Annotated in this window: 22 protein-coding genes; 7 read left to right on the forward strand and 15 right to left on the reverse strand. The window is 58.7% G+C overall.

The features are described from left to right. The 4 genes from HQL76_09550 to HQL76_09565 all read right to left on the reverse strand — a co-directional run. Positions 1-552, reverse strand: a 552-nt coding sequence (locus tag HQL76_09550) for a hypothetical protein (GenBank protein ID MBF0109409.1), incomplete at its 3' end; no start/stop codon positions are given. Positions 553-665: 113 nt separating this feature from the next. Next, the gene (locus HQL76_09555; GenBank protein MBF0109410.1) at positions 666-2,639 is read right to left on the reverse strand and encodes a cytochrome b/b6 domain-containing protein; all 1,974 of its coding nucleotides are present in this window, start codon (positions 2,637-2,639) and stop codon (positions 666-668) included. Then, on the reverse strand, positions 2,636-4,057 hold the full coding sequence (locus tag HQL76_09560; protein MBF0109411.1) for a hydroxylamine oxidoreductase: 1,422 nt from the start codon (positions 4,055-4,057) through the stop codon (positions 2,636-2,638). Before HQL76_09560 ends, HQL76_09555 begins: the two co-directional genes overlap by 4 nt. A gap of 97 nt (positions 4,058-4,154) precedes the next feature. After that, positions 4,155-5,384, reverse strand: a complete 1,230-nt coding sequence (locus HQL76_09565) for a NarK/NasA family nitrate transporter (GenBank protein ID MBF0109412.1) — start codon at positions 5,382-5,384, stop codon at positions 4,155-4,157. Between the two features lie 235 nt (positions 5,385-5,619). Here HQL76_09565 and HQL76_09570 point away from each other — a divergent pair, with 235 nt between their 5' ends. Then, complete coding sequence (locus HQL76_09570) at positions 5,620-7,335, forward strand: bifunctional protein-serine/threonine kinase/phosphatase (protein MBF0109413.1); 1,716 nt, start codon at positions 5,620-5,622, stop codon at positions 7,333-7,335. Between the two features lie 51 nt (positions 7,336-7,386). On the opposite strand, the gene HQL76_09575 is transcribed toward HQL76_09570, so the two are convergent. Both HQL76_09575 and HQL76_09580 read right to left on the reverse strand, forming a co-directional pair. Beyond that, positions 7,387-8,679, reverse strand: a complete 1,293-nt coding sequence (locus tag HQL76_09575; GenBank protein ID MBF0109414.1) for a HAMP domain-containing histidine kinase — start codon at positions 8,677-8,679, stop codon at positions 7,387-7,389. A 2-nt stretch (positions 8,680-8,681) separates the two neighbouring features. Then, on the reverse strand, positions 8,682-9,353 hold the full coding sequence (locus HQL76_09580) for a response regulator transcription factor (GenBank protein MBF0109415.1): 672 nt from the start codon (positions 9,351-9,353) through the stop codon (positions 8,682-8,684). 211 nt (positions 9,354-9,564) lie between these two features. Here HQL76_09580 and HQL76_09585 point away from each other — a divergent pair, with 211 nt between their 5' ends. The 3 genes from HQL76_09585 (at position 9,565) to HQL76_09595 (ending at position 12,360) form a co-directional block, all read left to right on the forward strand. Beyond that, positions 9,565-9,822, forward strand: coding sequence for a hypothetical protein (locus HQL76_09585; protein ID MBF0109416.1), 258 nt, complete (start codon positions 9,565-9,567; stop codon positions 9,820-9,822). Between the two features lie 9 nt (positions 9,823-9,831). Then, positions 9,832-11,769 (forward strand): universal stress protein, encoded by a 1,938-nt coding sequence (locus HQL76_09590; GenBank protein MBF0109417.1) that lies wholly within the window; start codon positions 9,832-9,834, stop codon positions 11,767-11,769. A 120-nt stretch (positions 11,770-11,889) separates the two neighbouring features. Next, positions 11,890-12,360 carry a universal stress protein gene (locus HQL76_09595; protein ID MBF0109418.1) on the forward strand — a complete coding sequence of 157 codons (471 nt, stop codon included), beginning with the start codon at positions 11,890-11,892 and terminating at the stop codon, positions 12,358-12,360. 109 nt (positions 12,361-12,469) lie between these two features. On the opposite strand, the gene HQL76_09600 is transcribed toward HQL76_09595, so the two are convergent. From HQL76_09600 to HQL76_09635, 8 genes are all read right to left on the reverse strand, one after another. Next, positions 12,470-14,563, reverse strand: coding sequence for a carbon starvation protein A (locus HQL76_09600; GenBank protein ID MBF0109419.1), 2,094 nt, complete (start codon positions 14,561-14,563; stop codon positions 12,470-12,472). A 113-nt stretch (positions 14,564-14,676) separates the two neighbouring features. Beyond that, positions 14,677-15,810 (reverse strand): tRNA 2-thiouridine(34) synthase MnmA, encoded by a 1,134-nt coding sequence (gene mnmA, locus HQL76_09605; GenBank protein ID MBF0109420.1) that lies wholly within the window; start codon positions 15,808-15,810, stop codon positions 14,677-14,679. Continuing rightward, complete coding sequence (gene thiO, locus HQL76_09610; protein ID MBF0109421.1) at positions 15,810-16,901, reverse strand: glycine oxidase ThiO; 1,092 nt, start codon at positions 16,899-16,901, stop codon at positions 15,810-15,812. The genes mnmA and thiO overlap by 1 nt, the downstream gene beginning before the upstream one ends. A gap of 4 nt (positions 16,902-16,905) precedes the next feature. Continuing rightward, entirely contained in the window at positions 16,906-18,015 is a 1,110-nt protein-coding gene (locus tag HQL76_09615) for a GNAT family N-acetyltransferase (protein MBF0109422.1), read from the reverse strand. 88 nt (positions 18,016-18,103) lie between these two features. Beyond that, positions 18,104-18,316 carry a cold-shock protein gene (locus HQL76_09620; GenBank protein ID MBF0109423.1) on the reverse strand — a complete coding sequence of 71 codons (213 nt, stop codon included), beginning with the start codon at positions 18,314-18,316 and terminating at the stop codon, positions 18,104-18,106. Between the two features lie 174 nt (positions 18,317-18,490). Further along, on the reverse strand, positions 18,491-19,456 hold the full coding sequence (locus tag HQL76_09625; GenBank protein MBF0109424.1) for an SPOR domain-containing protein: 966 nt from the start codon (positions 19,454-19,456) through the stop codon (positions 18,491-18,493). A 240-nt stretch (positions 19,457-19,696) separates the two neighbouring features. Further along, positions 19,697-21,007 (reverse strand): ammonium transporter, encoded by a 1,311-nt coding sequence (locus HQL76_09630; protein MBF0109425.1) that lies wholly within the window; start codon positions 21,005-21,007, stop codon positions 19,697-19,699. An 18-nt stretch (positions 21,008-21,025) separates the two neighbouring features. Further along, the gene (locus HQL76_09635; GenBank protein ID MBF0109426.1) at positions 21,026-21,364 is read right to left on the reverse strand and encodes a P-II family nitrogen regulator; all 339 of its coding nucleotides are present in this window, start codon (positions 21,362-21,364) and stop codon (positions 21,026-21,028) included. Positions 21,365-21,780: 416 nt separating this feature from the next. Between HQL76_09635 and HQL76_09640 the strand changes: the two genes are divergently transcribed. From HQL76_09640 to HQL76_09650, 3 genes are all read left to right on the forward strand, one after another. Further along, positions 21,781-23,115 carry an ATP-binding protein gene (locus HQL76_09640; GenBank protein ID MBF0109427.1) on the forward strand — a complete coding sequence of 445 codons (1,335 nt, stop codon included), beginning with the start codon at positions 21,781-21,783 and terminating at the stop codon, positions 23,113-23,115. A 12-nt stretch (positions 23,116-23,127) separates the two neighbouring features. Continuing rightward, a complete protein-coding gene (locus tag HQL76_09645) occupies positions 23,128-23,733 on the forward strand; it encodes an RloB domain-containing protein (protein MBF0109428.1) in 606 nt (201 codons plus the stop codon). 190 nt (positions 23,734-23,923) lie between these two features. After that, entirely contained in the window at positions 23,924-24,403 is a 480-nt protein-coding gene (locus tag HQL76_09650) for a hypothetical protein (protein MBF0109429.1), read from the forward strand. A 102-nt stretch (positions 24,404-24,505) separates the two neighbouring features. On the opposite strand, the gene HQL76_09655 is transcribed toward HQL76_09650, so the two are convergent. Continuing rightward, positions 24,506-25,495 carry a hypothetical protein gene (locus HQL76_09655; GenBank protein MBF0109430.1) on the reverse strand — a complete coding sequence of 330 codons (990 nt, stop codon included), beginning with the start codon at positions 25,493-25,495 and terminating at the stop codon, positions 24,506-24,508. Positions 25,496-25,532 lie beyond the last annotated feature (37 nt).

Consider the following 25,532-nt stretch of genomic DNA (forward strand, 5'->3'; position numbering starts at 1 on the left):
ATATTTGGGGAAAAAACTCTTGAACCGTGACAGCCTCGTCAGGTGTTCCTGGACATCCTCGACCGTCAGATGACTCTTGATCTCGATCAGAACCGCCGCGACCGTATTGGCCAGCAGCAGATCGATTTCCATTTCTTTGCCGGCGAGCCTTTTTTCGGCCCGCGGATAGATTTCATCGACCATGATACCGCGCTCTTGAAACATGGCGAGACAGGATGGTTTGATCATTTCTTCGATAAATTGGCCCAGACGACCCCCCAGTTGGCCAAGCTGCGTGCTGACTGCCTTGATTTTGCGATCCGTCTCCTGCATCTGGCGATCCGTCTCCCGCATCTGGCGCGCCGTCTCTTTCATCTGGCGATCCGTCTCTTTCATTTGGACGTTGGTTTCCTGAATCTGGCGGTCCGTCTCCAGCATCCGTCGATCCGTCTCTTTCATCTGGGCGTTGGTTTCCTGAATCTTACGGTCAAGCTCCGCACTTCGTTCACGGTTTTCCCGGACCATTTCCTGAAACATCTTCCAGACATCATCAAAGGTTACAGCCTGCGTCATGGCGATCCCTCCTGCTACAGCGACATTGTCGATCACAGGTTACCCGGTTCGTCCTGAATAGGGAACCATTGTTGATCGCGTCTTTCTTAATGATCGATTCATGCCCCAAGCCCTCAAACCAACCCCTGCCGTAGAAAACCGGCAACGACCAGTACCAGTAACAACAGCCCAATGCCCAGCAGGGTGAAACCAAGAATATGGGAAACCACCCGGGCCAGTCGGGATGGCGGTGGTTGCAACCGTTCGGCCAGTCGTCCGCTTTCCTGCAAACGACGATACTCTTCCGGTCGTTCCTCCGCCCACTCCCGCAGGCGCCAACTGCCGGTGAACATGACAATATCCAAAGGAAACTTGCCGGGCCGGAAATGGTTGTTGAAGAAATGGACCACGAACAGGGTGGTGACGGCCAGAAAGGCCTCCACTCCGTGCAGCAGGGTGGCGACGTTGAACACCCAGCCGGGCAGAAAACGGGCAAAGAATTCGGGAAACCAAAGCAATATACCGGAGAATCCCACCACCATGGCCCCCCAATAGACTGCCCAATAGTCAAATTTTTCCCAATAGGTCCAGCGATCGAAACGGGGTGCGGCGCCCCGGCCCAGAAACCAGAGGAACTGGGCCTTCATGTCCGACCAGTCCTGTTTGCGCGGCAGCAGGGAATCGGGACCGAACCATTGGAAACTTTTGCGCTGGCGGAACAACAGGCGGAACAACACTGCCACCACATGACCGATCACGGCGATGAGGAAAACCACCGCCGCCCCCCGATGAATGGCGGCCAGCCGGGCGGGATCGCCGATCCAGCCAGACAGGGTCAGCGCCCAGAAGCTGTCCGCGTACTTGGCGGTCATGCCGGTGGCCACCAGAACCATCACCGACAGGGCCAGCAGCCAGTGATTGAGCCGCCAGGGCCAGGAAAAACGACGCACATGGCGGGTGTCACCCAGAGGAAGCGCATCGTCATGGTCATGAGCAAACCGCCGCTCCCACCGGGAACGCCGGAACCACAGCCAGGAGTGAAGATAAAAAAAGAGCAGCACCGCCAGCACCAGGACGATCATCGCCTTGCCCGCCAGCCACATCTCCGGATAGCGCGTGAAATCGTTGGTATTGGCATGGGGCCGGAAGGCGACGAAAGAAGCCGTCGCCTGTTTGTGGCACTCCTTGCAGGTGGTGCGCAGATTGTCCGGATGGGCCTTGTCCTTCGGATCATCCACCCGGCGGGTGGCATGGCTGGCATGACAATGGGAGCATTTGGCCGCCCGCTTGCCCCCCAGCCAGGCCAGTTGGCCGTGATAAGTGGACAGATAGCTCTCCAGGGAGGATCGATGGCAGGTGCCGCAGTTTTCGGTGATCTCCCGCCAGGCAACGGGTAGCTTGTTTTCCTGGATGCGGTGGCTGGGATGGCAGTCGCCGCACACCGCGCTCTGGCCCTTCCAGGGGGTTTTCAGGGCAGCGCCATGCACCGAATGGCGGTACTGTTCCAGTGCCTTGGGATGGCAGGCGCCACACATCTCGGGCGAAGCCAGGCGATGGCTGCGGGCCCGACCATCCGTGGCGGGAAAGATGGCATGGGAGCCATGACAGTCCTGGCATTCGGCATTGCGATGATCCCCCTCCCTGGCCGGTTGGCCATGGAGAGAAGCGACATACTCCCTGGCCAGCAGATTGGTTTTCGTAGGGGTGGGATCCACCGCCGGAATCAGTCCCACCATGGCCCGGCCCCGGTTGATCTCCCGCATCAGCGCCTCCGGCTCCCGGTGCAGACCCTGATGGCAGGTGATGCAATCCACCCGGGCCAACCGGCCTCGCCGATGGGGCAGCTTGTCGATGTCCCCGTGGCAGGCAAGACAGGTCAGACGGCCATGGACGCTCTCCTTCAGCAAGTCCGGATCAACGAACAAGGGCTTGCGCGGGGTGTCGCCGTGTTCGCCAGTGGGCACGGCAAAACCCGCCACGCCGTGACACTCCAGGCAATGGCGATCGGTGATGGTCTGCCGATCGATTTCCCGGTCAGCCGCCCGGGCCCAGAAAGGCCCGAGCAACAGCATCAAGACCGGCATCAAGGAACGCAGCAGGATGGTCACTTTCCGGCGCTTCCCGTTTCGGCGGTTTTTTTCTCGCGCAGGCCCAGGAACCATTTGTGGTGTTCCGAATCGAGAATCTCGTCCAGCGCCTTTTGCACCTTGGCCGCGGCCTCCTTCCTGCCCTCGTGTTCCGCCTTGGCGATGATCTCCTTCACCTCCGGCACCATCTCCATGTAAAAACGGTCGGCCACTTCGAACATGCCATGCCAGTGGGCATAGTCGGGGCCGTTCATGGCGGCGCCATGGCGGGCGCGACGGCCTTCATGATGCCAAAGGTAGAACCAGGTCCACTCCACCTTGTCGTCGAAGGGCGTCTTGGTGATCAGTCCTTCGTCCAACATGGTTTTCATCAGTTTGGCACCGGGTTTGGCGAATTTCTCGTTGTACAGTTCGATAAAGGCATCCAACTGTTCATAGAATTTCTCGCCGTTGCCGGCGCCATGGCAGGTGGTGCAGATCAATTTCATCTCCTTGCGCCGTTCCTGCCAGGATTTGGGATCCTGAATTCCCTTCTTGCGGTCGCGGTCATCGATGTGGATGGAGATGGGAGAACGCAAGTCCCAGGAGATGCGATCGCCCACATCGTGGGTGACCGGAAGATCCTTGGTGGCGGAAATGTGGCAGGTGGAACAGGTGGGGGCAGCGCTGTAATCCTCGCCAGCCAGCCACTTGTCGGAGGACAGGTTCATCGCCTCCTGGTTGGCGGCAAACAGGATGCCATGCTGGGACTCTTCGTAGACCTCCTTCTGGGGATGGTCCGGTCCCAGGTGGCAACGACCGCAGGTGTTCGGATGACGGGCCTGGGCAGCGGAGAAACCGTGGCGCATATGACAGGCGGCGCAACTGCCCTTGCTGCCATCGGGGTTGAGACGACCGATGCCCGTGTTGGGCCAGCCCACCGAGGAAAGCGTGCCGTCCGGGTTGACCTTGACCTCCGAGCCATGACAACTGGCGCAGCCACTGACCACCACCGGCGACTTGCCGTGCAACAGGGGCGCCCCTTCCACCACCTCGGCCAGCACGTTGTCCAGGGAGCCCAGGATTTGACCGGCGGTGGCGTGGTGGCTGCGGTCAAACTCCGCCACCTCCCGCTTGTGGCATTGGGCGCAATCCTTGGGCGAAACAATGGTGGAAATGACGAAATCCTTGTGCTTGATGGCATCCGGTTCGCCGGGTTTGGCTTGATGGCATTCGTAACATCCCACGTTGGCGCGAAAATGTTTGGAGGCGCCCCACTGCTGGTAAAGGCCCGTGCTCTTTTCCCGGTGGCATGAGACGCAGGTGGCGCTCTCCTTGCTCAGGTGTTCAAAGCCGCGCAAGGGTTTGATCGGTTCCTTGTCGCCCGCCTCCTGGTCATCCTTGGCCGCGGCAGACGCCGGGGTTTCGGCCCGAGCCGGGCCACCGGCCAGCCACAACATGACCAACGGTAGACACAGCCAAAACGTCACGATTCTTTTCCAGTTCATGTCCATGGTCCTGTCGCGTTATTGCGGAAAAAGTGGTTGCGAAAAAGGTTCATACCCGGGCGGTGGTCGCCTGGGGGGCGCCCCAGGTGGTACGCCAGCGTCGTTTGACCGAGGCCAGTCCCACCAGGGCGAGCAGACCCAGGCCACCATAAAAAAGAAACACCGGCTGAAAAGCCTCGGTCCATTGGTGCAGGCCGGATGCGGCAAAAACGAAGAAGAAGCCCCCAAGCCCTCCCGCTGCCCCCACCAGACCGGTGATCACTCCCATGTGCCGGCGGAAGCGGATGGGCAGCAACTGAAACAGGGCGCCGTTGCCGGTCCCGAAGGCGGCCATCACCACGGCCACCAGCAAAACGGAAGGAAGCGCCGGTGCTGCCGCCGGCATCAGGGAAAGAAGAAGCACGCAAAGGGCGATGACCGCAAAACCTGCCTGCAACGTGCGAATGCCGCCCCAGTGATCCGCCAGCCAGCCGCCTACGGGCCGCGCCAGGGCGCTGGCCAGAATGCAGACCGTGGTCACTCCCCCGGCCAGGGTGGGCGTCAGGTGAAAGCGCTCGTGGAAATAAAGTACCAGCGACGAAGCGAGGCTGATCGTGCCACCGAAGGTGATGGCATAAAACAGGCAGAACCACCAAGTGTCGGCATAGCGCAAGATATACAGATAGTGGGACCAGGAAGGATGCTCACGGGGCGGCAGGACATCACGAGCCGTCCAGCCGAAAACCAGAGCGGAGAACAACGTCAAGCCGAGGGCCAGCCCCATCACCGCATGCCAACCATGGGACTCGGCCAGGGCGGGGGCAAGAAAGGCGGCCAGCAAGGCCCCAGTCCCGCCAAAGGCGGTCAACCCCAAGGCTTTTCCCTGGTGTTCAACGGGAAAACGGGCGCTGACCAAAGGCAGGGCGATGGCAAAGGAAACGCCAGCACTGCCCAACAAAAAGGCAGACAGCGCCAGTCCCGACCATCCCAGACTGCCGGGCCAGGCCAGCAGGGCCAAGGCCAGGATCATCACCCCATGCGCCGACAACCCCACCCGCCAGGCCCCGAACCGGTCGGTCAACATGCCCACCGGCAGGTGCAGCAGGGTACCCGCCAGGATGGGCAGACTGACCAGCAGGCCGAGATCGCCTCGAGACAGGCCAAGATCCCTGGATAAATACAGAGAAAGCGGGCCCAGCAGGATCCAGGCGAAAAAACTGATTTCGGTATAGAGCCAGGCCCCCAACAGGGTACGTTTCGTGCCGTCGGACAAAGCCGGCAAGGGAACGGTGTTGCTCAAAGGGCACTTCCTTGGCAAAGAAAAATCGATAAAATGGGTCGATATTGGATGCTGCATCCGACATGCCAGAAGAGGGTCGATTGATAACGAGTTGATCTTGATAGAAACATTCCTTGGGACTGCCTTCGCGCCGCCAGGATGTGCCTCTATTTTAATCGTTTCTCCATCCAATCTGCCTGAAAGCAGGGCATCCGCACCAGAAATGCGTGCATGGCTATTGCTTGTGGGAACAAACATGAACCTTCCTTCTTCGAACCATGAACTGAAATTGATCATCGGCCAGGCCACATCCCGCGGTCCCGACCATGAGCGCAACGAGGATTTCCACGGCGCGACCACGGGAGAAGGTCGGGAACGGGGTATCGTGGTTTGCGTGGCGGATGGCATCGGTGGTTCCGCCGACGGTCGGCTGGCATCGGAAGTGACGGTACGGGCCATGCTGGAAGATTGCGTCGCCACCCCCCTGGGCTGGAAAGGGGTGCGGGTCCTCTATACGGTGGCCAACAGCCTCAACGACTGGCTGTTCCGGGAAGGACGTTGGCGGAAAGGCGGGTTGGGCACCACTCTGGTAGCCGCCCTGTTCCGCGACCGGGGATTGTCGATCCTGTCCGTCGGCGACAGCCGTCTCTATCGCTGGCGGGAGGGACGATTGACGCTGCTCACCCGTGATCACCTTTTCGGCGGCCCGGACCTGGCGGTCTTGACCAAGGCGGTGGGATTGGACGACCGTTTCACCCCCGACCTGCGGGAAGAGGTGTTGCGGGAACAGGACCGCTATTTGTTGGTCAGCGACGGGGTATGGCGGGCGGTGCGGGAACATGTCTTGCGTCGCTGGCTGGAACCGGCCCTCGATCCCCAGGAAACAGCCCAGGGATTGGTGGAAGAGGCGCGCCGTCATGGCCGGGACGATGCCACCGCCGTAGTGGTGGCGGTGGTTTCCCTGCCTGAGGCCAACCTGCCCGAACTGCTGCGAGAATGGCGTGACCGCGCCATCCAGCCGCCCCCGGCGGTGGGCGATCGGGTGGACGGTTACCACATCCTCCGCATTCTGGCCAAGGGGATGCAAGGCGTGGTGGTCCTGGCCCGTGACGAGGAAGGCGGACAGGATGTGGTGATGAAGTTTCCCGACCTGTTGGCCGCCAGCGATCCCGCCTGGATGGAACAGTTCGCCCGGGAAGAGTGGATCGGTCTGCGGGTGCGACATCCCCAGGTATTGGCGGCCCAGCCCCCCGCCGACACCCGGCGCAAAGCCGCCTACCATGTCTGGCAATCACTGACCGGGCAGACCTTGGAACAGGTGCGCCAACAGAGGGGCAAACGGGGCATATCCGCCACCGAGGCAACCCTCTGGCTGTGCCAGACCGCCAAGGGATTGCTCGCGCTTCATCGGCAGGGCATCATCCACCGGGATGTCAAACCCGACAACCTTTTCCTGACCACGGATCAACGGGTGGTGGTGATGGATTTCGGTGCCGCCCGCATCACCGGTCTCTCCCCCCTGATGCCAGAACCGGCGGGACAGCGGGTGGCAGGCGGCACGCCCGGTTTCATGGCGCCCGAACTCTACCAGGGCGAACCAGGAGATGCGGGCAGCGATCTTTTCGCCCTGGGGGTGACCGGCTATCTGCTGCTTGCCGGCAGCCTGCCCTTTGGTCAGCCCGAGTCCCACCTGGTGCCCGATTTCCAGAAAAAAATTCCCCTCGCCATCCTCCGACCCGACCTGCCGCCCTCACTGACATCGATCATCGAACGCTGTCTGGCCCTCGATGCCCGGAACCGTCCCGGTGATCTGGGGGAATTCCTCTCCTGGATGGAGCAACCCGAATTGTGGTCCACGCCACCAGCCCGGTTACCACTCCTGCATCGCAATCCATTGCGTTTCTACCAGACGGGCTTTTGGATCTTCCTGCTCACGACCGTGCTGCTGACGCTCTGGCGGTTGCGGGGATGACCAAGAACGCAGCGGCAAACCTCGAAACTCCTTGCCTCACGCAGACTTGAATCAAGAGATCAAGGCGGAGGGGTGATCGGGAAGAAACTGGAATCGGGCAATCGTTCCATGATTGGTCTGGCTTTCGATGGTGACCTGCCAGTGGTGACGGTCGCAAATACGTTTGACCAGGGTCAATCCGACCCCGGAACCGCGACTTTCCGACGGGTCGAGACGTTCGCGGAACAGTTTTTCCATGATGGCCGGATCGATTCCTCCACCGGTATCGGAAACGGTCAACGATCTTTCCTGGAGATGCACCCGAACCGTTCCCTTCTGGATGTAGGTGCAGGCATTGCGCAACAAATTGCCGGCGACAATCTGAATGAAGGCGCATTCCGTGGCCAGAACGGGTTCGGCATCGATGGTCAACGCCAATTCGGCCTCCTTGTGGCGCAACAGGAACCGGTTCTGGTTGACAAGCTCCCTGATGAGCGGAGCCAGTTGGCAGGTGGCTCGGGACGGCTGATCGATCCTGCGTTCACGAGAGAGCAGCAGCAAGGCGGAGGTCAGAACGATCATGTCGCCGACGGCACGGGAAATCCGCTGCATGGGTTTTCTTTCCCGTTCTTCCGGATGGCTCTCCTGAAGAATTTCCACGGCCCCCTGGATGATCGCCAGAGGATTGCGCAATTCGTGGCTGACATCGGTGGCGAAGGCGCGCTCCCGTTCGAGAAAACCCAGGAGTTGATCCTGACGCAAGGCCAGAACCCGGGCCAGATCTCCAACCGCGTCATGGGAAAAATGGGGCGCAAGAACCGATCCCGGAGCGGTTTCCCCCATCGATCGAACCCGTTGCGCCAACTCCGAAAGGGGAGAAATCACCCGGTCGGTGACCCGGTAGCCGCCCAGGGTCGCAAGGATCGTCATGGTCAAACCGCTCAGGACCAGAACCACAAGCAGATTGAACTCCCGTTTCTGGCGAACCGGAATATTGTTGTAGAGGATGATGAACCGCTCCGCCGGAGTCCTGGTCACCAGTGCCCGATAGGAAACCTTGTCCAACATGATGTCGTGAAATCCGGGAGACAGGCCAAGGAGAACCGGGGGAATGGGCGGATCGGTGGCACGGGGAGGATGGACATAACCCACCATGGTGACCGTTTTCTGCGGCAGGGAGTGCGGATTGCGCGCCCGACGGGCCATGTAATCCTGAATTTCATCGTTCAGGTTGCGGTCCACGATCCTTTTTTCAATGTCGAGAACGAAAAAATAGATCCCCACGCACAAAAACAGACTGATCATTCCCCCGAAACTGGCGAAGGCGAACGCGACCCGGCTCGGAAGTTCGGAAAAAAGGGGCATGCTCAGGCCACAAGTTGAAATCCCACGCCGCGGATGGTCCTGATGATCGGGTGGGCAAAGGGTTTGTCCACCACCTCGCGGAGGGTGTGGATATGGGTCCTCAAGGTATCCGAACCCAACAGCTGATCGCCCCAGATGGCAAATTCAAGGTCGTCGCGTCGGATCATGGCGGGATAGGCGCGCATGAGGGTTTCGAGAATCTTCAAAGGGATGGGCGTCAGAAACAATTCCTTTCCCTCGCGAAACAGGGTATGGGTTCCCGGATCGAGGGTCAAGGGTCCGACCGAAAGCGACCGGTTGACCATTTTCCCCTGGGCGCGCCGCACCAGAGCACGAAGACGGGTTTCCACTTCCGCCAGGGGGGTTGGCTTCACCACATAATCGTCCGCTCCCAGTTCCAGGCCGCGAATCTTGTCATCGAGGGCATCCAGGGCAGTCAGCATGAGGATGGGGGTGTCTTTGCCCCCCTCGCCGCGCAGCGACCGACACAGTTTGAAGCCATCCAGTCCCGGCAACATCAGGTCGAGCAGAATGACATCATAGGTCTGGGTCAGGGCCAGATGGAGTCCGCTGATGCCGTCCCAGGCGGTATCCACCACATGGCCGCGGGCTTCCATGTATTCAAAGATATTGTCTACAAGATCCTGATTGTCTTCGATTACCAGAATGCGCATCACGACCGCCCGTGCCATGATCGATCTCACGAATTTTTAACTGTCATGAAACGCAATTCTAACAGAACCCCTTCCAGTATGTGCAGGGATGGCGTTCCGTCCTCCGGAATAAAATCGAGCCGGAAATGGAAATCGTGGCATCTCCCCGAAAGCGCCATGGAGCGCGAAGGGGCCGAATAATGATCAACAATCAAATGGAAGGTCTAACCTGATGGGTGCGAATCATCGTGGAGCGGAATCGACATGGGGTGCCCTTGCCGGCACCGTGACACTGGGCGTCCTGAGTGGCGGACTCTATCTGTTGTTGTATCTTTACGAGGAACAGTTGGAACTGGTGGCCAATCTGATCCGGCAGGGACAAAAGGGATACGTCGTGATCCCGATCGGCATCGCCCTGGTGTTTTCGTTCGTCCATGGGGCCTTTACAGGGCGATTCTGGGATATTCTTGGACTCAAGGCCAGGAAATAGGAGGGGCGCATGGAAGCGGTTGGTTTTATCGATATGACGGCCTCATCGACGTTCATCCTGTTTCTCGTGGGGTTCGTCGGGGGGATGGTCAGTGGGTTCATCGGTTCGGGCGGCGCGTTCGTTCTGACCCCCGCCATGATGACCATGGGTGTTCCGGCGATCGTCGCCGTGGCCAGCAACATGGCCCATAAATTTCCCAAGGCCCTGGTCGGGGCCTACAAACGCAACAAATATGGTCAGGTGGACATCAAACTGGGAATCGTGATGGGCATCTTCGCCGAATTGGGCGTTCTCATCGGCAAGAACGTCATGGTCGATATCCGTGCCATCTTCGGCGCCACGGGGACCAATTTGTATGTCTCCTTCGTGTTCGTGGTGGTTCTGGCCATCGTCGGCGGCATCGTCCTGAAGGATGGACTCAAAGAGAAAAAGGGATCCCTGGACGCGAAGAAATCACCCGGCCACAAGGTTCCACCTCTGGCATTGAAAGTTCGTCAAATCGTCATCCCCGGGACGATGATCCATTTCAAGTCGATCGACGCCAAAATCTCTTTTCTGGTATTGGCCCCGCTGGGGATGGCGACCGGCATGCTTGCAGCGACGATCGCCGTCGGCGGTTTCATCGGCGTCCCGGCGATGATGTATTTTGTCGGCCTTCCCGCCCTGATGGCCAGTGCCACCGAACTGGTCATTGCCTTTGTCATGGGATTGGGGGGATCGGTCCTCTACGCCCTGGAAGGGGCGGTGGATATTCGCCTGTCGATGATCATCCTGGCCGGATCGCTTTTCGGCATCCAGATTGGCGCCATCGGGACGACCTATGTCAAGGATTATGTGGTCAAGTTCGTCATGGCCGCGATCATGCTGCTGGTGCTGGTGAGCCGCTTCTTTTACATTCCCGGCTATCTGTCGCAGTTGGGCCGGATCGACCCCATCGACGAAGGAACCATCCGCCTTCTCAACGGCATTGGCGAGGGGGCATTGGGATTTGCCCTGGTGTTCGGCGCGGTGATGATCCTGCACGCCCTCTACCAGGGAATCCGTGAACATCGGCGCGAGTTGGCGGCTCAGCCAGAAACGGCTGCGATCGATGCCGCTACCGCCCGACCTCTGACGGCCATGATGGCGTTCGAGCGATTCCTGGTGGCGAGTGACACTTCCGAGTTCAGCGCCGCTGCCGTTCGCGAAGCCCTTGGTCTCGCCAGAAAATGCGATGCCCGGCTCCAGGTCGTCTCCCTGGTCGCAAGCGGTCTGGAATATGGCGGCGCCGGCAACCCGGTCCTGAAAGAAGAACTGGCCATGGCTCAGAGCCATCTCGATGGCATCCGGCAACAGGCCGTCGCCCAGGGGGTCGTGTGTGACACCCAGGTCATTCATGGCCAGATCGTCGATCAGGAAATCGTCACCGCCGCGGAACGTTCCCGGACCGACCTGATCGTGATGGGAAGAAGAGGACGCCGTGGCCTCGCACGGATGATGCTGGGGCATGCCACCGCCCGGGTCATCGGCAAGGCTTCCTGCAACGTCCTTGTCGTTCCGCGTGCTGCCCGCATCGAAGGACGTCATATTGTCCTGGCCACCGATGGTTCGCGTCATGCCGACCGGGCCATCCTTGCGACAGGGCAACTGGCGCAAAAATGCAAAACGCCCGTCTCCGTGGTCAGTGTCATCGATGGCGAGGAATCACGGGAACAGCGAAACAAGGCGGAGACGATCGTCCAACGAGCTGTGGATTACCTGCGTTCCCAGGGTATCCATGCTGAAGGAGCGGTGCGCAGTGGCCGTCCCGATGGCGAAATCATCGAACTGGTGCGGCGCAAGGGTGCGGATCTGGTCGTCGTCGGCAGCCATGGCCTGACCGGACTCGAACGAATTCTGGTAGGCAGCACGACCGAACGAATCCTCAATGGTACCGCCACCGCCGTTTTCGTGGTCAAGGGGGGATGACGCTTCCCAGTGGTTCCATCTTCATGGAGGGGGCCGGAATGTGTTTTCCTTGCCCGGCCCCCTCCTTCGGAACCAGGGGCGCTTCGGTCCCCTGCCCTCCCCTGACTTGAAGAAAGACCGATGCATCGGATCATTGCGGTTGTCGATCTGTTTTCTCCTGAATGCGTCGTCGCCGAAGTCGCCTGGGCAACGGTTCGACGCCACGGAGGAGAAATGATTTTCTTCGCCATGTTCGACCATTTGAGCCATGTTCCCGACGAGTCCCATATCGCATCGTCCTCTTCCGAGCGGTTTGTCCGCATCGAAGCCTTTCTTCTGGAACGCCTGAAACAACATGTCGCAAGCCGCGGCATTCATGATGTCTCTTGTGCCATTCTGAGCGGCAATCCGGGAGAAGAACTGAATCGAATCGCCCGGGACTGGGGTGCCGACCTCATCATGGCCGATCGGAACACCGCCCGCGTGTTGCACAACGGCTGGGTCCCTTTCCTTTCTTCCCTGACTCCGTTGCCCTGCAAGATTCACATTGTGCCTCCAGAGCGAAAAGGCCGCATGTCGCGGGTTTTGCATCTTCTCGGCATGCCCTGGTAAGCGCCCAGATCCCCCGTATTCAAAATTATTAAAAAAAAAAAGGGATCTGGGGGCAATCCCCCAGCCCCCTTTTTTCTTTCAATAATTTTAAATACGGGGAGGGGGGGGATCAACAGCAACGCATGGCAGGAGTACATGCCCCGGAAGGTGGAATATCCTCAGTGGCGGTGATTTCCTTTGTCTGCAAGGCGCGCCAACAGGCACGAACGCCAAAGATCAGCATGATGGTCACGACCCCCATGAACAAAAGGGCCAGCACGGCATCAAGGCGATCGTTGGCGACGACCTGCGCCACCTGTTCCATGGTTTTTGCCGGAGCCAGGACCTCCCCCTTGTCCAGGGCCGCCTGATACTTTTCCGCATGGGCCAGAAAACCGATTTTGGCATTGTCATCGAAAACCTTGAGATATCCCGCCGTCATCGTGGAAACGACCAGCCACAAAGCAGGAAGGAGCGGTACCCAGGCAAGCCGCGCTCTCTTGAGTTTGAACAGAACGACCGTCGCCAGGATCAAGGCACAGGCGGCCAGCATTTGATTGGAAATGCCGAACAAAGGCCACAGGCTGTTGATGCCGCCAAAAGGATCGATGACCCCCTGATACAGAATATAGCCCCAGGCACTGACCACGAAGAGGGTGGCAATGACATTGGCAGCCAACGAAGAAGTGCGCGCCAAGGGTTTGAATACCGCCCCGAACATGTCCTGGACCATGAAACGACAGGCGCGGGTACCCGTATCCACGGCAGTCAAAATGAAAAGCGCCTCGAACAGAATGGCAAAATGATACCAGAATCCCATCCAGGCATTGCCGCCGAAAATGGCAAGCAGATGGGCCATGCCGACGGCAAGGGTCGGAGCACCACCGGTACGTGACAGCAGGGTGTGTTCACCGACATCCTGGGTCAGTTGGGTCAACATGTCGGGAGTAAGCAAAAACCCCCATTGATTGATGACCTTCACCGCGGAATCGATGGAGCCGCCCAGGACCGCGGCAGGAGAGTTCATGGCAAAATAGATGCCGGGTTCGAGAATGGAAGCGGCGCACAGGGCCATGATGGCGACAAAGGATTCCATCAACATGCCGCCGTAACCGATGAACCGGGCATCGTTTTCATTGGGGATCATTTTTGGCGTCGTGCCAGAGGCGATCAGGGAATGAAACCCCGAACAGGCACCACAGGCAATGGTGATAAACAAAAAAGGAAACAGTTCACCGCTCCATACCGGACCGGTACCGTCGATGAATTGGGTGGTGGCAGGCATCTTGAGAAGAGGCGCCGCCAGAAAGACACAGACCGCAAGAAGAAGGATGGTCCCGATCTTGAGAAAGGTGGACAGATAGTCGCGGGGACAAAGCATCAACCAGACCGGCAGGATCGAGGCAAGCGCCCCATACCCGATCAAGCCAGCCGTGACCTGAACCCCGGTCAGGGTGAACATCGGCCCGAATACGGGATGCTGCGCGACATGCCCCCCGCCAATGATCGCCAGGATCAGAAGAATGGCCCCGATGACCGAAACCTCGGTGATTCGTCCTGGACGAACTTTCTTCATGTAGATCCCCATGAAGACGGCAATGGGGATGGTGGCGACGACAGTGAAGACGGACCAGGGACTTTCGGCCATCGCCTTGACCACGATCAGACTGAGGACCGCCAGCAGGATGGTCATGATGCCGAAAATGCCGATCATGGCCACCCCTCCCGGGATCGGCCCCATTTCGGCGCGGATGATCTCCCCCATCGAACGGCCACCGCGACGCATGGAAATGGCAAGGATCATGAAATCCTGCACCGCCCCCGCAAGGACCACCCCGATGAGAATCCACAGCATGCCGGGAAAGTATCCCATCTGGGCCGCGAGCACCGGTCCGATCAAGGGGCCCGCGCCGGCAATCGCGGCAAAATGATGCCCGAAGAGGACGACGCGATTGGTGGGGACGAAATCCTTGTTGTCATTGAAACGAACCGCCGGGGTGGGACGGTTGGGATCAAGGGAGACGACCGTCCGGGCGATGAACAGGCTGTAGTAGCGATAACTCAGGGCATAGACGCACAACGCCGCGATGACCAGCCAGGCGGCGTTGACGCTCTCTCCACGCATCAGGGTCACCATGCCGAAGGCCACCGCCCCGACGATGGCAATCACGGTGAAGATCAATGTTTGCAGCGTCTGGTTTGGACGCCCGCCGACCGTAGCCATTGCGATCCCCCTTGAATCTCCGGGGACAATCCCCCGTCAAATGACAAAAACACCTACCATTTTTTCTTTCCAAGGGCAACAGGAATCGGATGATGCGCCACCTCGATCGGGCTTCAACGGTGTACGGATGCGTCGATCCAGCCGCCACCAAGCACCCGTGATCCATCATGGAAGACACAGGCCTGCCCCGGAGTGATGGCCCGCTGCGGTTGTTGAAAATGGACCAGCACCGAATCGGATTGCGAACCCGGTTCCAGACGGGCTGGCACGGGGGTAGCGGAATAACGAATTTTCACCTGGACCGACCTCGACGCATGGATTGGATCGACAAGCCAGTTGATCCGTCGCACCGAGGCCGTCGCGGCATACAACGCCGCCTCCGGGCCGACGATCAGTTCGTTGTTTTCGGCATCGATGGCGACCACGAAAAGGGGATGCCGCGCCGAAATTCCAAGACCGCGCCGTTGACCGATGGTATACCCATGGACGCCCTGATGCCGCCCCAGCAAAGCCCCATCCAGGCCACGGATCGGTCCCGGACGATCGGGCAGCCCCTGGCGACGAAAAAAGGAACCATAATCACCGTCGGGAACGAAACAGACATCCTGGCTTTCCCGCTTTTCCGCCAGATGCAATCCCCACTTCCGGGCCAACCGACGGGTTTCCTCTTTGGAAAGCGTTCCCAGGGGAAAACGGATCCGAGACAGGACCGTAAGCGGGGTCGTGGCCAGGAAATAGGATTGATCCTTGCGCGGATCATGACCGCGAAACAGTTGCGGTGGTTGATCCAAGGGAAATTTCAACACGGCATAATGTCCCGTCGCCAGAAAGGCGGCGCCAATCGACCCGGCCTGGTCGAGGAGATGCCTGAATTTCAGGATTTCGTTGCAGGCGATGCATGGATTGGGCGTCTGACCGTTGGCATAGGCATCGAGAAAAGGAGCCACCACACCGTGGGAAAATTGTTTCTGGAGATCGACCGTATAGAAGGGAATCCCCAATGTTTGGGCAACGCGACGGGCATCATCGACCTCATCGCCACCGCAACAACTTCGGCCTGAAGTCGCCACCGTCGCCGACGTTTCCGCTCCCGCCCAAAGGCGCATGGTCAACCCCACCACCTCGAACCCCCGATCGACAAGCCAGGCCGCCACCACCGACGAATCGACCCCCCCCGACATCGCCACCGCGACGCGCTGGGAGACTGTGGGATCCAGGGCATACTCTTCCCGGAAGGTCGTTGGCATCATGGCAGGAACGGATCGAGCAAAACGGGCGGTGATTTTCGTTGGATCAGATCGGCGATCGCGACACCGGTGATCGGAGCCAACAGGATGCCGTTGCGGTAGTGCCCCGCGGCGAAAAACAATCCACCGACGTGACGCGATTCCCCGAGGAGCGGTTTGCCGTCGCCGGTCGCCGGACGCAGACCGGCCCAGGTATCGGTCAACCGTCCCTCGCCGAGGATGGGCGCCATCGCCTTGGCCATGCCAGTGATGCGATGAATGCCATCGAGGGTCACTGCCTTGTCGAAACCGCGGTCCTCCAGGGTCGATCCCATGAGGACCCGTCCATCCCGCCTGGGAACGATGTAACCCTGGTATCCGTAGAGGACATGACGCAAAATGGCGGGACGCAGTTCCACCTGGACAATCTGACCCGACATCGGCCTGATGGGTGTTCGGAGTTCTGGAAGATTGGCCAATTCCATGCTCCACGCCCCCCCGGCGATGACCACCGCGTCGGCGGCAATCGTTTCGCCGGCAGCGCGAACGCCAACGGCCCGTCCCTGGAAAATTTCGATACCCCGCACCTGCAATCCGGTGCGAAAGCGCCCCCCCAAACGGCGAACCACCGCCGTCAGGGCACTGGCCAGTCGTCTGGGATCCAACTGGCAGTCCCGCGGATAGAAGTTCGCCCCGACCAGACGATCCGTCAATCCCGGTTCCAGGCGCAGCACCGCGTCCCGATCGAGGATTTCGACCTCCAACCCCCGATCCAGCATCCATTGGGCGCGCCCCGCCGCCAAACGTCCCTCGGCCGGGGTCAAGGCGATCTCCAGGACGCCCGAATCCTCGAAATCGACGCCAAATCCGGAAACATCCTCCAGTTCCCGGACATATTCCCGGAACATCTCCCGGCTGGCGAGGCAGAGTTCCAGAAAAGGTCCCGCCGTCGCCACCTCCGATTGCGCCCCCAGTATTCCCGCCGCCGCCGCCGATGATTCGGCCCCCGGCAACGATTTTTCCAGCAAGGTTACCGCGAAACCCCGTTGCAAAAGACGATGGGCCACGGCCGTTCCCATGACGCCCGCCCCGACGACGACAATGTGTTCCACCGGGTCACACTCCTTTCAGTGGAAAGATGAAACAACGGACGGATTCTTTTCGTTCCAGATCGTACCCCTGCCATTTGGCCCGTGGAATTTGCTGGTGTTCGGCGGTGATGAACCCCTGTCTCTGAAAAAACTCCATCACCCGGGATTGACGGGTACAGGAAAACAAAAAATGCAACCCGCGCCGTCGTCCCTCCTCCTTGAGCCTTTTGACCAGGCGCACCCCGATCCCCTCCCCCTGGTAGCGCGTCAGGGCGTACAAGGCGACCACTTCTCCGGCGTTTTCCGCCTCGTATCCTTCGGTGACCAGAGCCGCGACCCCCGCCAGATGGCGTCCCGAAATGAAGGCGCCGAAACCGTTGAGGAGAATGTTGGAAATCCGCTCTTCCGAACGGGGCAACAGGAACCCCTCCTTGACCCCCTGGTGGATCAGGGTGGCGACCTGGGAAAAATCATCCCAGACCAGAAGGCGAACCTCGCAATAGTGCCGACAGGAAAAAAAGGTACCGCTCCCTTCATAGGTGAAGAGTTCACGCTGGACCTCCTCCATGCGACACAATCCCACCGCCGCCACCCCGTGGGACAGCAAACCCTGAATGACAGGCAGAAGAAGTTCAAGCAACGGATGAAAGGCCATCCGGGAATGCGCGGTCAATTCCGACAGTTTACCAAAATTGATAAAATTGACCAGACGCCCCTGTCCGTCCTTGAGCCCGCCGTGCCTTTCGAGCAACATCATCCGGGAGATGCGCCATCTTCGTGCCAGTTGGACGATTCGATCGAGAAAATCGGCCAGATCCGAGGCGTGGATCGCCACCGGAAAAATTCCCGATTTTCTCTTCCACAGATCGGGAGGAATGTCCGGAAGCTGTCCCGCTTCGATGCGTTGCCAGCGGAGGTCCTGTCCCTGGGCGAGAAACCGTTCCAGGAGTTCCTGCCCGCGGCTGGCGGCGATGACGAAAACCACCGACCGAACCTCGGCAGCGCTCAGTTCCTCAAGACAGGCGGTAAAGGAAGGAAAGGCATCGGTGGCCTCATGATCCACCAATGCAAAGCACAGGGTCCTGCCGCGGAAGACATCAAGGAAAAATTCCTTTTCCGAATAGAAGAAATTCATGCACGGAAATCAGGCGGCAAGAAGCCCACGAAAGGGCGCCCCAGACAAAGAAGCCCCCGGAATCACAACGCACCGGACGGAAAGGGATTCAGAGGGGATGGACGTTGGCCGCCTGCAACCCCTTGAGGCCACGAACGACTTCAAAGGAAACCTTCTGTCCTTCCTCAAGCGATTTGAATCCTTCGGCCTGCACCGCGGAAAAATGGACGAAAACATCCTCGCTGCCATCATCCGGAGAGATGAAGCCATATCCCTTGGCACTGTTGAACCATTTGACCGAACCACGAACCGTCGCCGACATCGAACGCTCCAGAAAATGAACACTCGGAAAAAAAACGACGCGAATGCCTGGAAAGGATGGAAAACCATTCCCGACCCGGCCCGCATCCTTTCCTCTCCTCGGGAACACCATACGGTTTTCCCTCGACCGAAGGCAAGAGATATTTTCCCTGGGCCAGGAAAGCGAACGGATGTTTCAATTCCGGAATTTTCGGACGATGGCGTCCGGGACGTTGAAATCACGTTGCAGGAGGGACAAAGCATTCATGGCCTCCTGACGTCCGGAAAACAGGCCGACACAGACGCGCATCATTTTCCGCCCCTGGATCTGAAATTCCTGCCGGAAAGAGGGAAGCGTCAAAGCACGCAATCGGGTTTCGAGTTCACCGGCTTTTTGTTCCGAGGCGAAGGTGCCGACATAGATCATGTAGCGTTCGCCGTACAATTGTTTGACCCTCTGCACCTCAGGATCGTTGGGAGCGACGGCCAGCAGTCGATCGATCCGTTCCTTCATGGCGGATTCATTGCCTTTCCGCCGCGACTGCGCTTCCTGAAGATGGTTCATGGCCAGCCGGATTTCCTCCTTGATGTCCGGCGTCCCCGACGCTGACGCGGACCCATCCGGAACAGGGGAAGCAACGGTTCCCTGGGCCGGGCGTTCGCGATTTTCCTTTTCCGATTTTTTCAAGGCATCGGCAAGGCGGGCCTCATCCTTGGCCAATTGACGCCCCCGCCCCTCCAGCACCTCTTTTTCTGCCGTCAATCGCTCCTGTTCGCGCCGCAGTTTGTCCCATTCCGCATCAAGGGTGTTTTTGTCCCTGGTGGAAGGATCCCCGGTTTTCGCGGGGACCAGACGTACCAGACCGGACCAGTCCGTTCCCTTGATCTCGACCGTCCCATGTTCCGAGACATAGCCTGGGGCTGTCACCGAAACATGATACCGCCCCTCCGGAAGGACGATGGGAGCGGTATAGGGTTCGGCCCGTTCATGAATCCGCACCGAGGCATCATGCGGATCGGTCACCAGCGTGAACCGATGCCTGGGAACCGGAGGGGACTCGGCGGGGGACTCGGCGGGGGCCGGACGCGGCAGGACCAGGAGAACCATGAAGAAAACAGCGGCAAAAGCCACGTTTCCCACCTTCGCGCGACACATGTTCATAGGCACTGCCGATCCTTGAAGAAACGTATAGGGAAACCGGGAAACGCGATCGGGCAGGAATCCGATCCTCGCGCCCAGGCATGCAACCGAAATCCGGATCATAATCCAACTGGATGGCAAAATAAAACCGTCCCCCGGAAGAACGGTTCACTTTTTTAAAAGAAAAAAGCCGGGATCCAGTGGAAGATCCCGGCGAATGTGACCCAAGGAGTGAAGCGTGGTGTTGCGGGAGCGGCCTTGTTACAGGTTGTAGCCTCGTTCATCGTGAAGCGAGATGTCCAACCCCATGGTTTCCTGCTCGTCGTCCACCCGGAGCCCCATGATGGCCCCGACGATCTTGAGGATGATGAAGGTGACCACGGCACAGTAGATGGTCGTGGCGAGAATGCCGATGACCTGTACCGTCAATTGTTGTCCCATGCTTTCAATGCCGCTGGCAAAACCTTTCCCGCCCATTTCCTTTGCGGCGAAGACGCCGGTCAGGAGGGCGCCGATGATTCCGCCGATACCGTGAACTCCGAAGGCGTCCAGGGAATCGTCATAACCCATGTGCCGCTTCAGGGAGGTTGCGCCGAGGAAGCAGAAGATGCCGGCGGCCGCGCCGATGGCCAGGGCGCCGATGGGCCCAACGTAACCCGATGCGGGGGTGATGGCGACCAGTCCCCCCACGGCGCCGGTGACGATACCCAGGGCGCTGGGTTTGCCATGTTTCATCCATTCCATGGCCATCCAGACGAAGGCGGCGGTGGCAGTGGCGATCTGGGTGACGGCCATCGCCATGCCGGCGGTACCGTCGGCGGCCAGTTCCGAACCGGCGTTGAATCCAAACCACCCCACCCACAACATGCCGGCTCCGGTGACGGTCAGGGGAAGATTATGCGGCGCCATGTGCATGGTCGGATACCCTTTGCGGCGGCCAAGAACCAGGGCGGAAACCAGACCGGCGATGCCGGCGTTGATGTGAACGACCGTGCCGCCGGCAAAGTCGAGAACCCCCTTGGTTCCCATCCAACCGCCACCCCACGCCCAATGGCAAACCGGTGCGTAGACAAGGGTGATCCAGAGGGTCAGGAAGACCAGCATCGAGGAAAATTTCATCCGCTCGGCAAAGGCGCCGACAATCAGCGCCGGGGTGATGATGGCGAAGGTCATCTGGAAAATGACGAACACGGTCGTCGGAATGGTTCCCTTGAGCGAGTCGATGCCAATGCCCAGCAGAAACAGGTTGTCCAAGCCACCGATCCAGTCGTTGAGTCCGCCACCATCGGTAAACGACAGGGTGTACCCATAGATGGTCCACAAAATCGTCATCAGGGCGGTGATGGCAAAACACTGCATCAGCACCGACAGGACATTCTTTGTCCGCACCATGCCGGCATAAAACAGCGACAACCCGGGGATGGTCATGAACAGCACCAGAGCGGTGGAGGTCAGCATCCAGGAGGTATCACCCGAATTAAGCACACTTTCCGCATGGGCCAAGCCGGGAAAAAGCAGGACCGGCAGCACGGTCGCGGAGGAAAGCAGCCGGTTATTTTTCAGATACATCATGATGTTTCTCCTTGCGTTTCAAAGGACACCCGGTCCGGTTTCCCCCGTCCGCAGGCGGACGGCATGTTCGATATCAAGCACAAAAAGTTTGCCATCGCCGATTTTTCCGGTGGCCCCGGAGGCACGAATGGCCTGGATCACCTGGTCCAGGAGTTCGTCGTTGACCGCCACCTCGACCTTGATCTTGGGAAGGAAATCGACCTGGTACTCGGCGCCGCGATAGAGTTCGGTGTGGCCCTTCTGCCGTCCGAACCCCCGCACTTCCGAAACGGTCATTCCAGTAACGCCAACCGCCATGAGGGCCTCTCGAACGTCATCCTGTTTGAACGGTTTAATGATTGCGATCACCCATTTCATATCCTTCTCCTGACCAGAAGCCCCGCCGTCGCATCCTCAGGTTCGGGGCAGTTGCCGATTTTCCTTGAGATTTTTATCCGCAACTGCCGTGCCATCGATCAAACATCATGAAATAATTGAATTTAATCCAGCGATCAACCCGATTGTCCCTCAAAACAACCCCTTGAACGCACAAAAAATGGGCAACCATTGTGCAGTGCATGGTCGAATGCCTGTTTTTAGTGCATATCCAAAAGCAACCGTGCCCTGGAATTTCACTGTCCCAGGGATGTCGCCCCCATCAAAAACATTGAGTACAAAGCCAGCCATATTCATGTTTAACGAGATTTTTTCTCTTTAAGATTGACTTCCGTGCCGACACTGGCTACATTAAAGGCGTGATCTATTTAACAATCCAGCTTACAGGATGCGGCAAGATGATCGTCAGATGTTCACTCGAAAACTGGATGTCTTTCCGCAACCAAGTCACCTTTTCGATGGTCGCCAGCCGGGAGCGCCAGCATGGAAACAGGGTTTCCAGACTCGGAAAGTATCAGACAAGAATTCTTCCCGTTGCGGCAATTTACGGCGGCAACGCATCGGGCAAGACCAATTTTTTCAAAGCCCTGAGTTTTGCCAAGGATCTGGTCGTCAAGGGCACCCAGCCCGACAGTCGGATCCTTGTCGAGCCATTCAGACTGGACGCCAAAGCAACCGAACAGCCGTCACGATTTGGCTTCGAGCTGCTGATCGACGAAATCATTTACGAGTTCAGCTTCGTGGTGACCCGCAAAGCAGTTCTGGAAGAGAAGCTGGTAGCCATTACGAGCGCCAGTGAAAAGGTGCTCTACCATCACAAGGACGGAAAACCCAACTTTGACAATTCCCTGGCCAAGAACCAGTTTCTCCAGTTTGCCTTCAAGGGAACCCGGGACAACCAACTGTTCCTGACCAACTCGGTCTCGCAAAAGGTTGACGAGTTCCGACCGGTCTACGACTGGTTCAAGGATACGCTCGAATTGGTTGCGCCCGACTCTCGCTTCAAACCGTTCGAGAGGTTCTTTGACGATAGCCATCCGCTCTACGCGACCATGAACGAGATGCTGCCGCAGCTCGACACCGGCATCGCGCACCTGGGGAGCGAAACGATCCCATTCGAGAACATTCCATTGCCCGAGCCCCTGAAGACCAGGTTGCAAGAAGATATGAAGGAAGGCATAGCCGTTCGTCTGCTGACCTTGCCAATCAACGAACGATTCGTGGTAACCCGCAAAGATGGCGAACTGCTCGCCAAGAAACTGGTGACCTATCATTCGCAAGCGGACGGCACGGAGGCGAAGTTCGAGGTCCGTCAGGAGTCGGACGGTTCCCAGCGGGTGATCGATTTGTTGCCCGCGTTTCTTGATCTGTCGGTCCATGCCTCGAAGAAGGTCTACGTCATCGACGAGATCGACCGCAGCCTGCACACGCTGTTGACACGCAAATTGCTTGAGGCGTACCTGAGCAACTGTTCCACGGAAACCAGAACACAATTGCTGCTGACCACCCATGACGTTCTGCTCATGGATCAGCAACTCCTGCGCCGCGACGAAATGTGGGTCACCGAAAGAGATGCCACCGGGACCTCGAACTTGCGATCCTTCAGCGAATACAAGGATGTCCGGTACGACAAGGATATCCGCAAGAGCTACCTGCAAGGGCGCCTGGGTGGAACTCCCAGAATTCTCCTGGGAAACGCTTTGGTCAATCCCTGCCTCACCGAGGATCAGTGAGGGGAATGACTGATGCCACCAAAGAGACGCACATTCCAAAGACCACTTGGCGAGCGTCGTTACCGCAGACTGTTCGTGATCGCGGTGGAAGGCGTAAAGACCGAGCCACGGTATTTCGCCATCTTCAATGACCAACACTCAGTGATCCGGGTGAACTGCCTCAAAGGCAGTCACGATAGCGCCCCACCGCAAGTTCTGAAGCGGATGGAAGATCACCTCCGGCAGGAAAATTTGCGATCCACCGACGAGGCCTGGCTCGTGGTGGACAAGGATCAGTGGACCGACGAACAGTTGGCCCAGCTTCATGCCTGGGCTCAGGCACGCGACAATTACGGATTCGCCCTCAGCAACCCCAGGTTTGAATACTGGTTGCTGCTCCATTTCGAAGACGGTACCGGCATCACGTCGTCACGGAATTGCAACGACCGGCTGAAGCGGCACCTTCCCGGTTACGACAAGAAGATCGACACACGCAAAATCACCCACGACCGGATCGATCAAGCCATCCGCCGCTCCAGACTGCGCGACAATCCTCCCTGCACCGACTGGCCACGTACACTTGGAAGCACCACGGTTTACAAGCTGGTCGAAAACATACTTCAATCCGACTCCCAATGAAACAAAAAGGCAATACCCCCGGCCAGACCCCTTTCCCCGAAAAAACACTTCCGTCACCTCCCTTTTTCTGGCAATCTTCATTGAACGTGGTCACATTTTGGAAAACGGACGAAATCCTCAAGTTACACAGTGTGCTATTGTTTATTTTTCTTTTTCATCTTCCGATACACTTCATTTAAGGATGAAACTCATGGCGGGAAAAGGAAAACACAAGGGAAAAACGGAGGAATCCGCTCCGGAACAACAGGAACTCGAACAAAGGCTGGAACGCCTGGAAAAACGACAGACTGCCTTCGAGACCTCCGTCGAGGAACGTCTGCTGCAATTGTCGGAACGGCATGCCGCCCTGTTGCGCATGACCCAGGACAATGTGGAACAGCTTTCGGAACGGACCGCGGCCCTTCTGCGACGGATGGATGTCCAGATGGAACAACTGTCGCACCGTAATGATGCGCTGTTGCGCATGACCTCCACGGGATTTGAACAGTTGTCCGATCGCGACGAGGCCAGCAACCGGATGAATCATGAAAAACTGATTCAGCTGTCGGAACGAAATTCCGCCCTCAATCGCAAGGTGGTCGAACAGTTGGAACAACTGTCCGAAAGAAATACCGCCCTGCTGCGAAAAATGGCCAAAATCTCCAAGGAGGGGCATGAAATCGGGGAGTGAGGATCGATCCGGACACGGACAAAAAAGAAAACCCTTCAAAAAAATCAACGCGATGCAAGGAATTGTCCCAAGGCATCGATGACACCGTCTCGCCGGTGACGCTCATGTCCTTGATGACGGGCCTTGCCGACGGATGGGTTTGTCGTCCTTGGAGGGCTGTTGTCGATCACGAGCGGATCCTGGCGCGGTGGCGGTGGACCGGGCCTGGGGGCGCGGCGTCGCGGAAGAAGGCTCATTTCCTGGCGCGGTGGCGGTGGACCGGGCCTGGGAGCGCGGCGTCGCGGAAGAAGGCTCATTTCCTGGCGCGGTGGCGGTGGACCGGGCCTGGGAGCGCGGCGTCGCGGAAGAGGGATTTCCTGCCGTGGTGGCGGGTCGATTGGCGGCGGAAGGCTTGTCTTGTCGCCGAACAGGGAAGGGGCTACCCGTGTTGACGGAAGTGGCCATATCTTTTTTGGCATCGGATCGGGTTGAGACAGACGGGTCCCGCCGTTCCATTCCGTGGCCGCCGACATCGGGGGGCGCGTTTTTTTCAGGCACGACGACACGGGAGGGCGGGGACGACTTCGAGACATCCTCCGACCTGGCGGCGCCGATTTCCTGTTTGACGGCCTCCCGGGGCGCGGAATAAGGTTGACGGGAAACCGGTGGCGATTCGACCGGAACGGGAGGGGTGAGGATCACGATGGAGCGCGGAGAATCCGATTCCTTGTTCCCAGGAGATTGCCCCCTCGTCCCGTGCGTTTCCTCCGCGGTCATGGCATGGAAACGTCGCTCCTTCTCGGCCTTTTCATGCGCATGGCGAAAATGGACCACCAATGCCACGATCCCCTGAAACAACGCCAGCCCCAGATAGATGATCGCCCATTTGTAATCACGATGTTCCACGCCCACGACGGCATTGGTCCGAAGAATGGGCGACAAAAACAGTATATTGATGACGTTCATGCCGCCAATCGCCAGTGCGGCCCAATGGAGCCGGCCAGGCAGGAGCAACGTAAGAAGGCCCGGGATCAGGGTCAGATACCCCCCCAACAACGGAATAAAGACAAGCGCCAGGGAAATCAGCGCAATCAGAATGGCCAACGCGGTCATCGCTCGCAATCCTTGCCCTGATCGGTTGCCCCCGACG

It is taken from the genome of Magnetococcales bacterium (assembly GCA_015228815.1).
Lineage (GTDB): Bacteria > Pseudomonadota > Magnetococcia > Magnetococcales > UBA8363 > UBA8363.

Coding starts and splice junctions, on each gene's coding strand:
- HQL76_09560 (MBF0109411.1), bottom strand. CDS start 4,057: ATGTTGTGGCTGGCCGGTGGCCCGGCTCGGGCCGAAACCCCGGCGTCT.
- HQL76_09570 (MBF0109413.1), top strand. CDS start 5,620: ATGAACCTTCCTTCTTCGAACCATGAACTGAAATTGATCATCGGCCAG.
- HQL76_09575 (MBF0109414.1), bottom strand. CDS start 8,679: ATGCCCCTTTTTTCCGAACTTCCGAGCCGGGTCGCGTTCGCCTTCGCC.
- HQL76_09580 (MBF0109415.1), bottom strand. CDS start 9,353: ATGCGCATTCTGGTAATCGAAGACAATCAGGATCTTGTAGACAATATC.
- HQL76_09585 (MBF0109416.1), top strand. CDS start 9,565: ATGGGTGCGAATCATCGTGGAGCGGAATCGACATGGGGTGCCCTTGCC.
- HQL76_09590 (MBF0109417.1), top strand. CDS start 9,832: ATGGAAGCGGTTGGTTTTATCGATATGACGGCCTCATCGACGTTCATC.
- HQL76_09595 (MBF0109418.1), top strand. CDS start 11,890: ATGCATCGGATCATTGCGGTTGTCGATCTGTTTTCTCCTGAATGCGTC.
- HQL76_09600 (MBF0109419.1), bottom strand. CDS start 14,563: ATGGCTACGGTCGGCGGGCGTCCAAACCAGACGCTGCAAACATTGATC.
- mnmA (MBF0109420.1), bottom strand. CDS start 15,810: ATGCCAACGACCTTCCGGGAAGAGTATGCCCTGGATCCCACAGTCTCC.
- HQL76_09615 (MBF0109422.1), bottom strand. CDS start 18,015: ATGAATTTCTTCTATTCGGAAAAGGAATTTTTCCTTGATGTCTTCCGC.
- HQL76_09620 (MBF0109423.1), bottom strand. CDS start 18,316: ATGTCGGCGACGGTTCGTGGTTCGGTCAAATGGTTCAACAGTGCCAAG.
- HQL76_09625 (MBF0109424.1), bottom strand. CDS start 19,456: ATGAACATGTGTCGCGCGAAGGTGGGAAACGTGGCTTTTGCCGCTGTT.
- HQL76_09630 (MBF0109425.1), bottom strand. CDS start 21,007: ATGATGTATCTGAAAAATAACCGGCTGCTTTCCTCCGCGACCGTGCTG.
- HQL76_09635 (MBF0109426.1), bottom strand. CDS start 21,364: ATGAAATGGGTGATCGCAATCATTAAACCGTTCAAACAGGATGACGTT.
- HQL76_09640 (MBF0109427.1), top strand. CDS start 21,781: ATGATCGTCAGATGTTCACTCGAAAACTGGATGTCTTTCCGCAACCAA.
- HQL76_09645 (MBF0109428.1), top strand. CDS start 23,128: ATGCCACCAAAGAGACGCACATTCCAAAGACCACTTGGCGAGCGTCGT.
- HQL76_09650 (MBF0109429.1), top strand. CDS start 23,924: ATGGCGGGAAAAGGAAAACACAAGGGAAAAACGGAGGAATCCGCTCCG.
- HQL76_09655 (MBF0109430.1), bottom strand. CDS start 25,495: ATGACCGCGTTGGCCATTCTGATTGCGCTGATTTCCCTGGCGCTTGTC.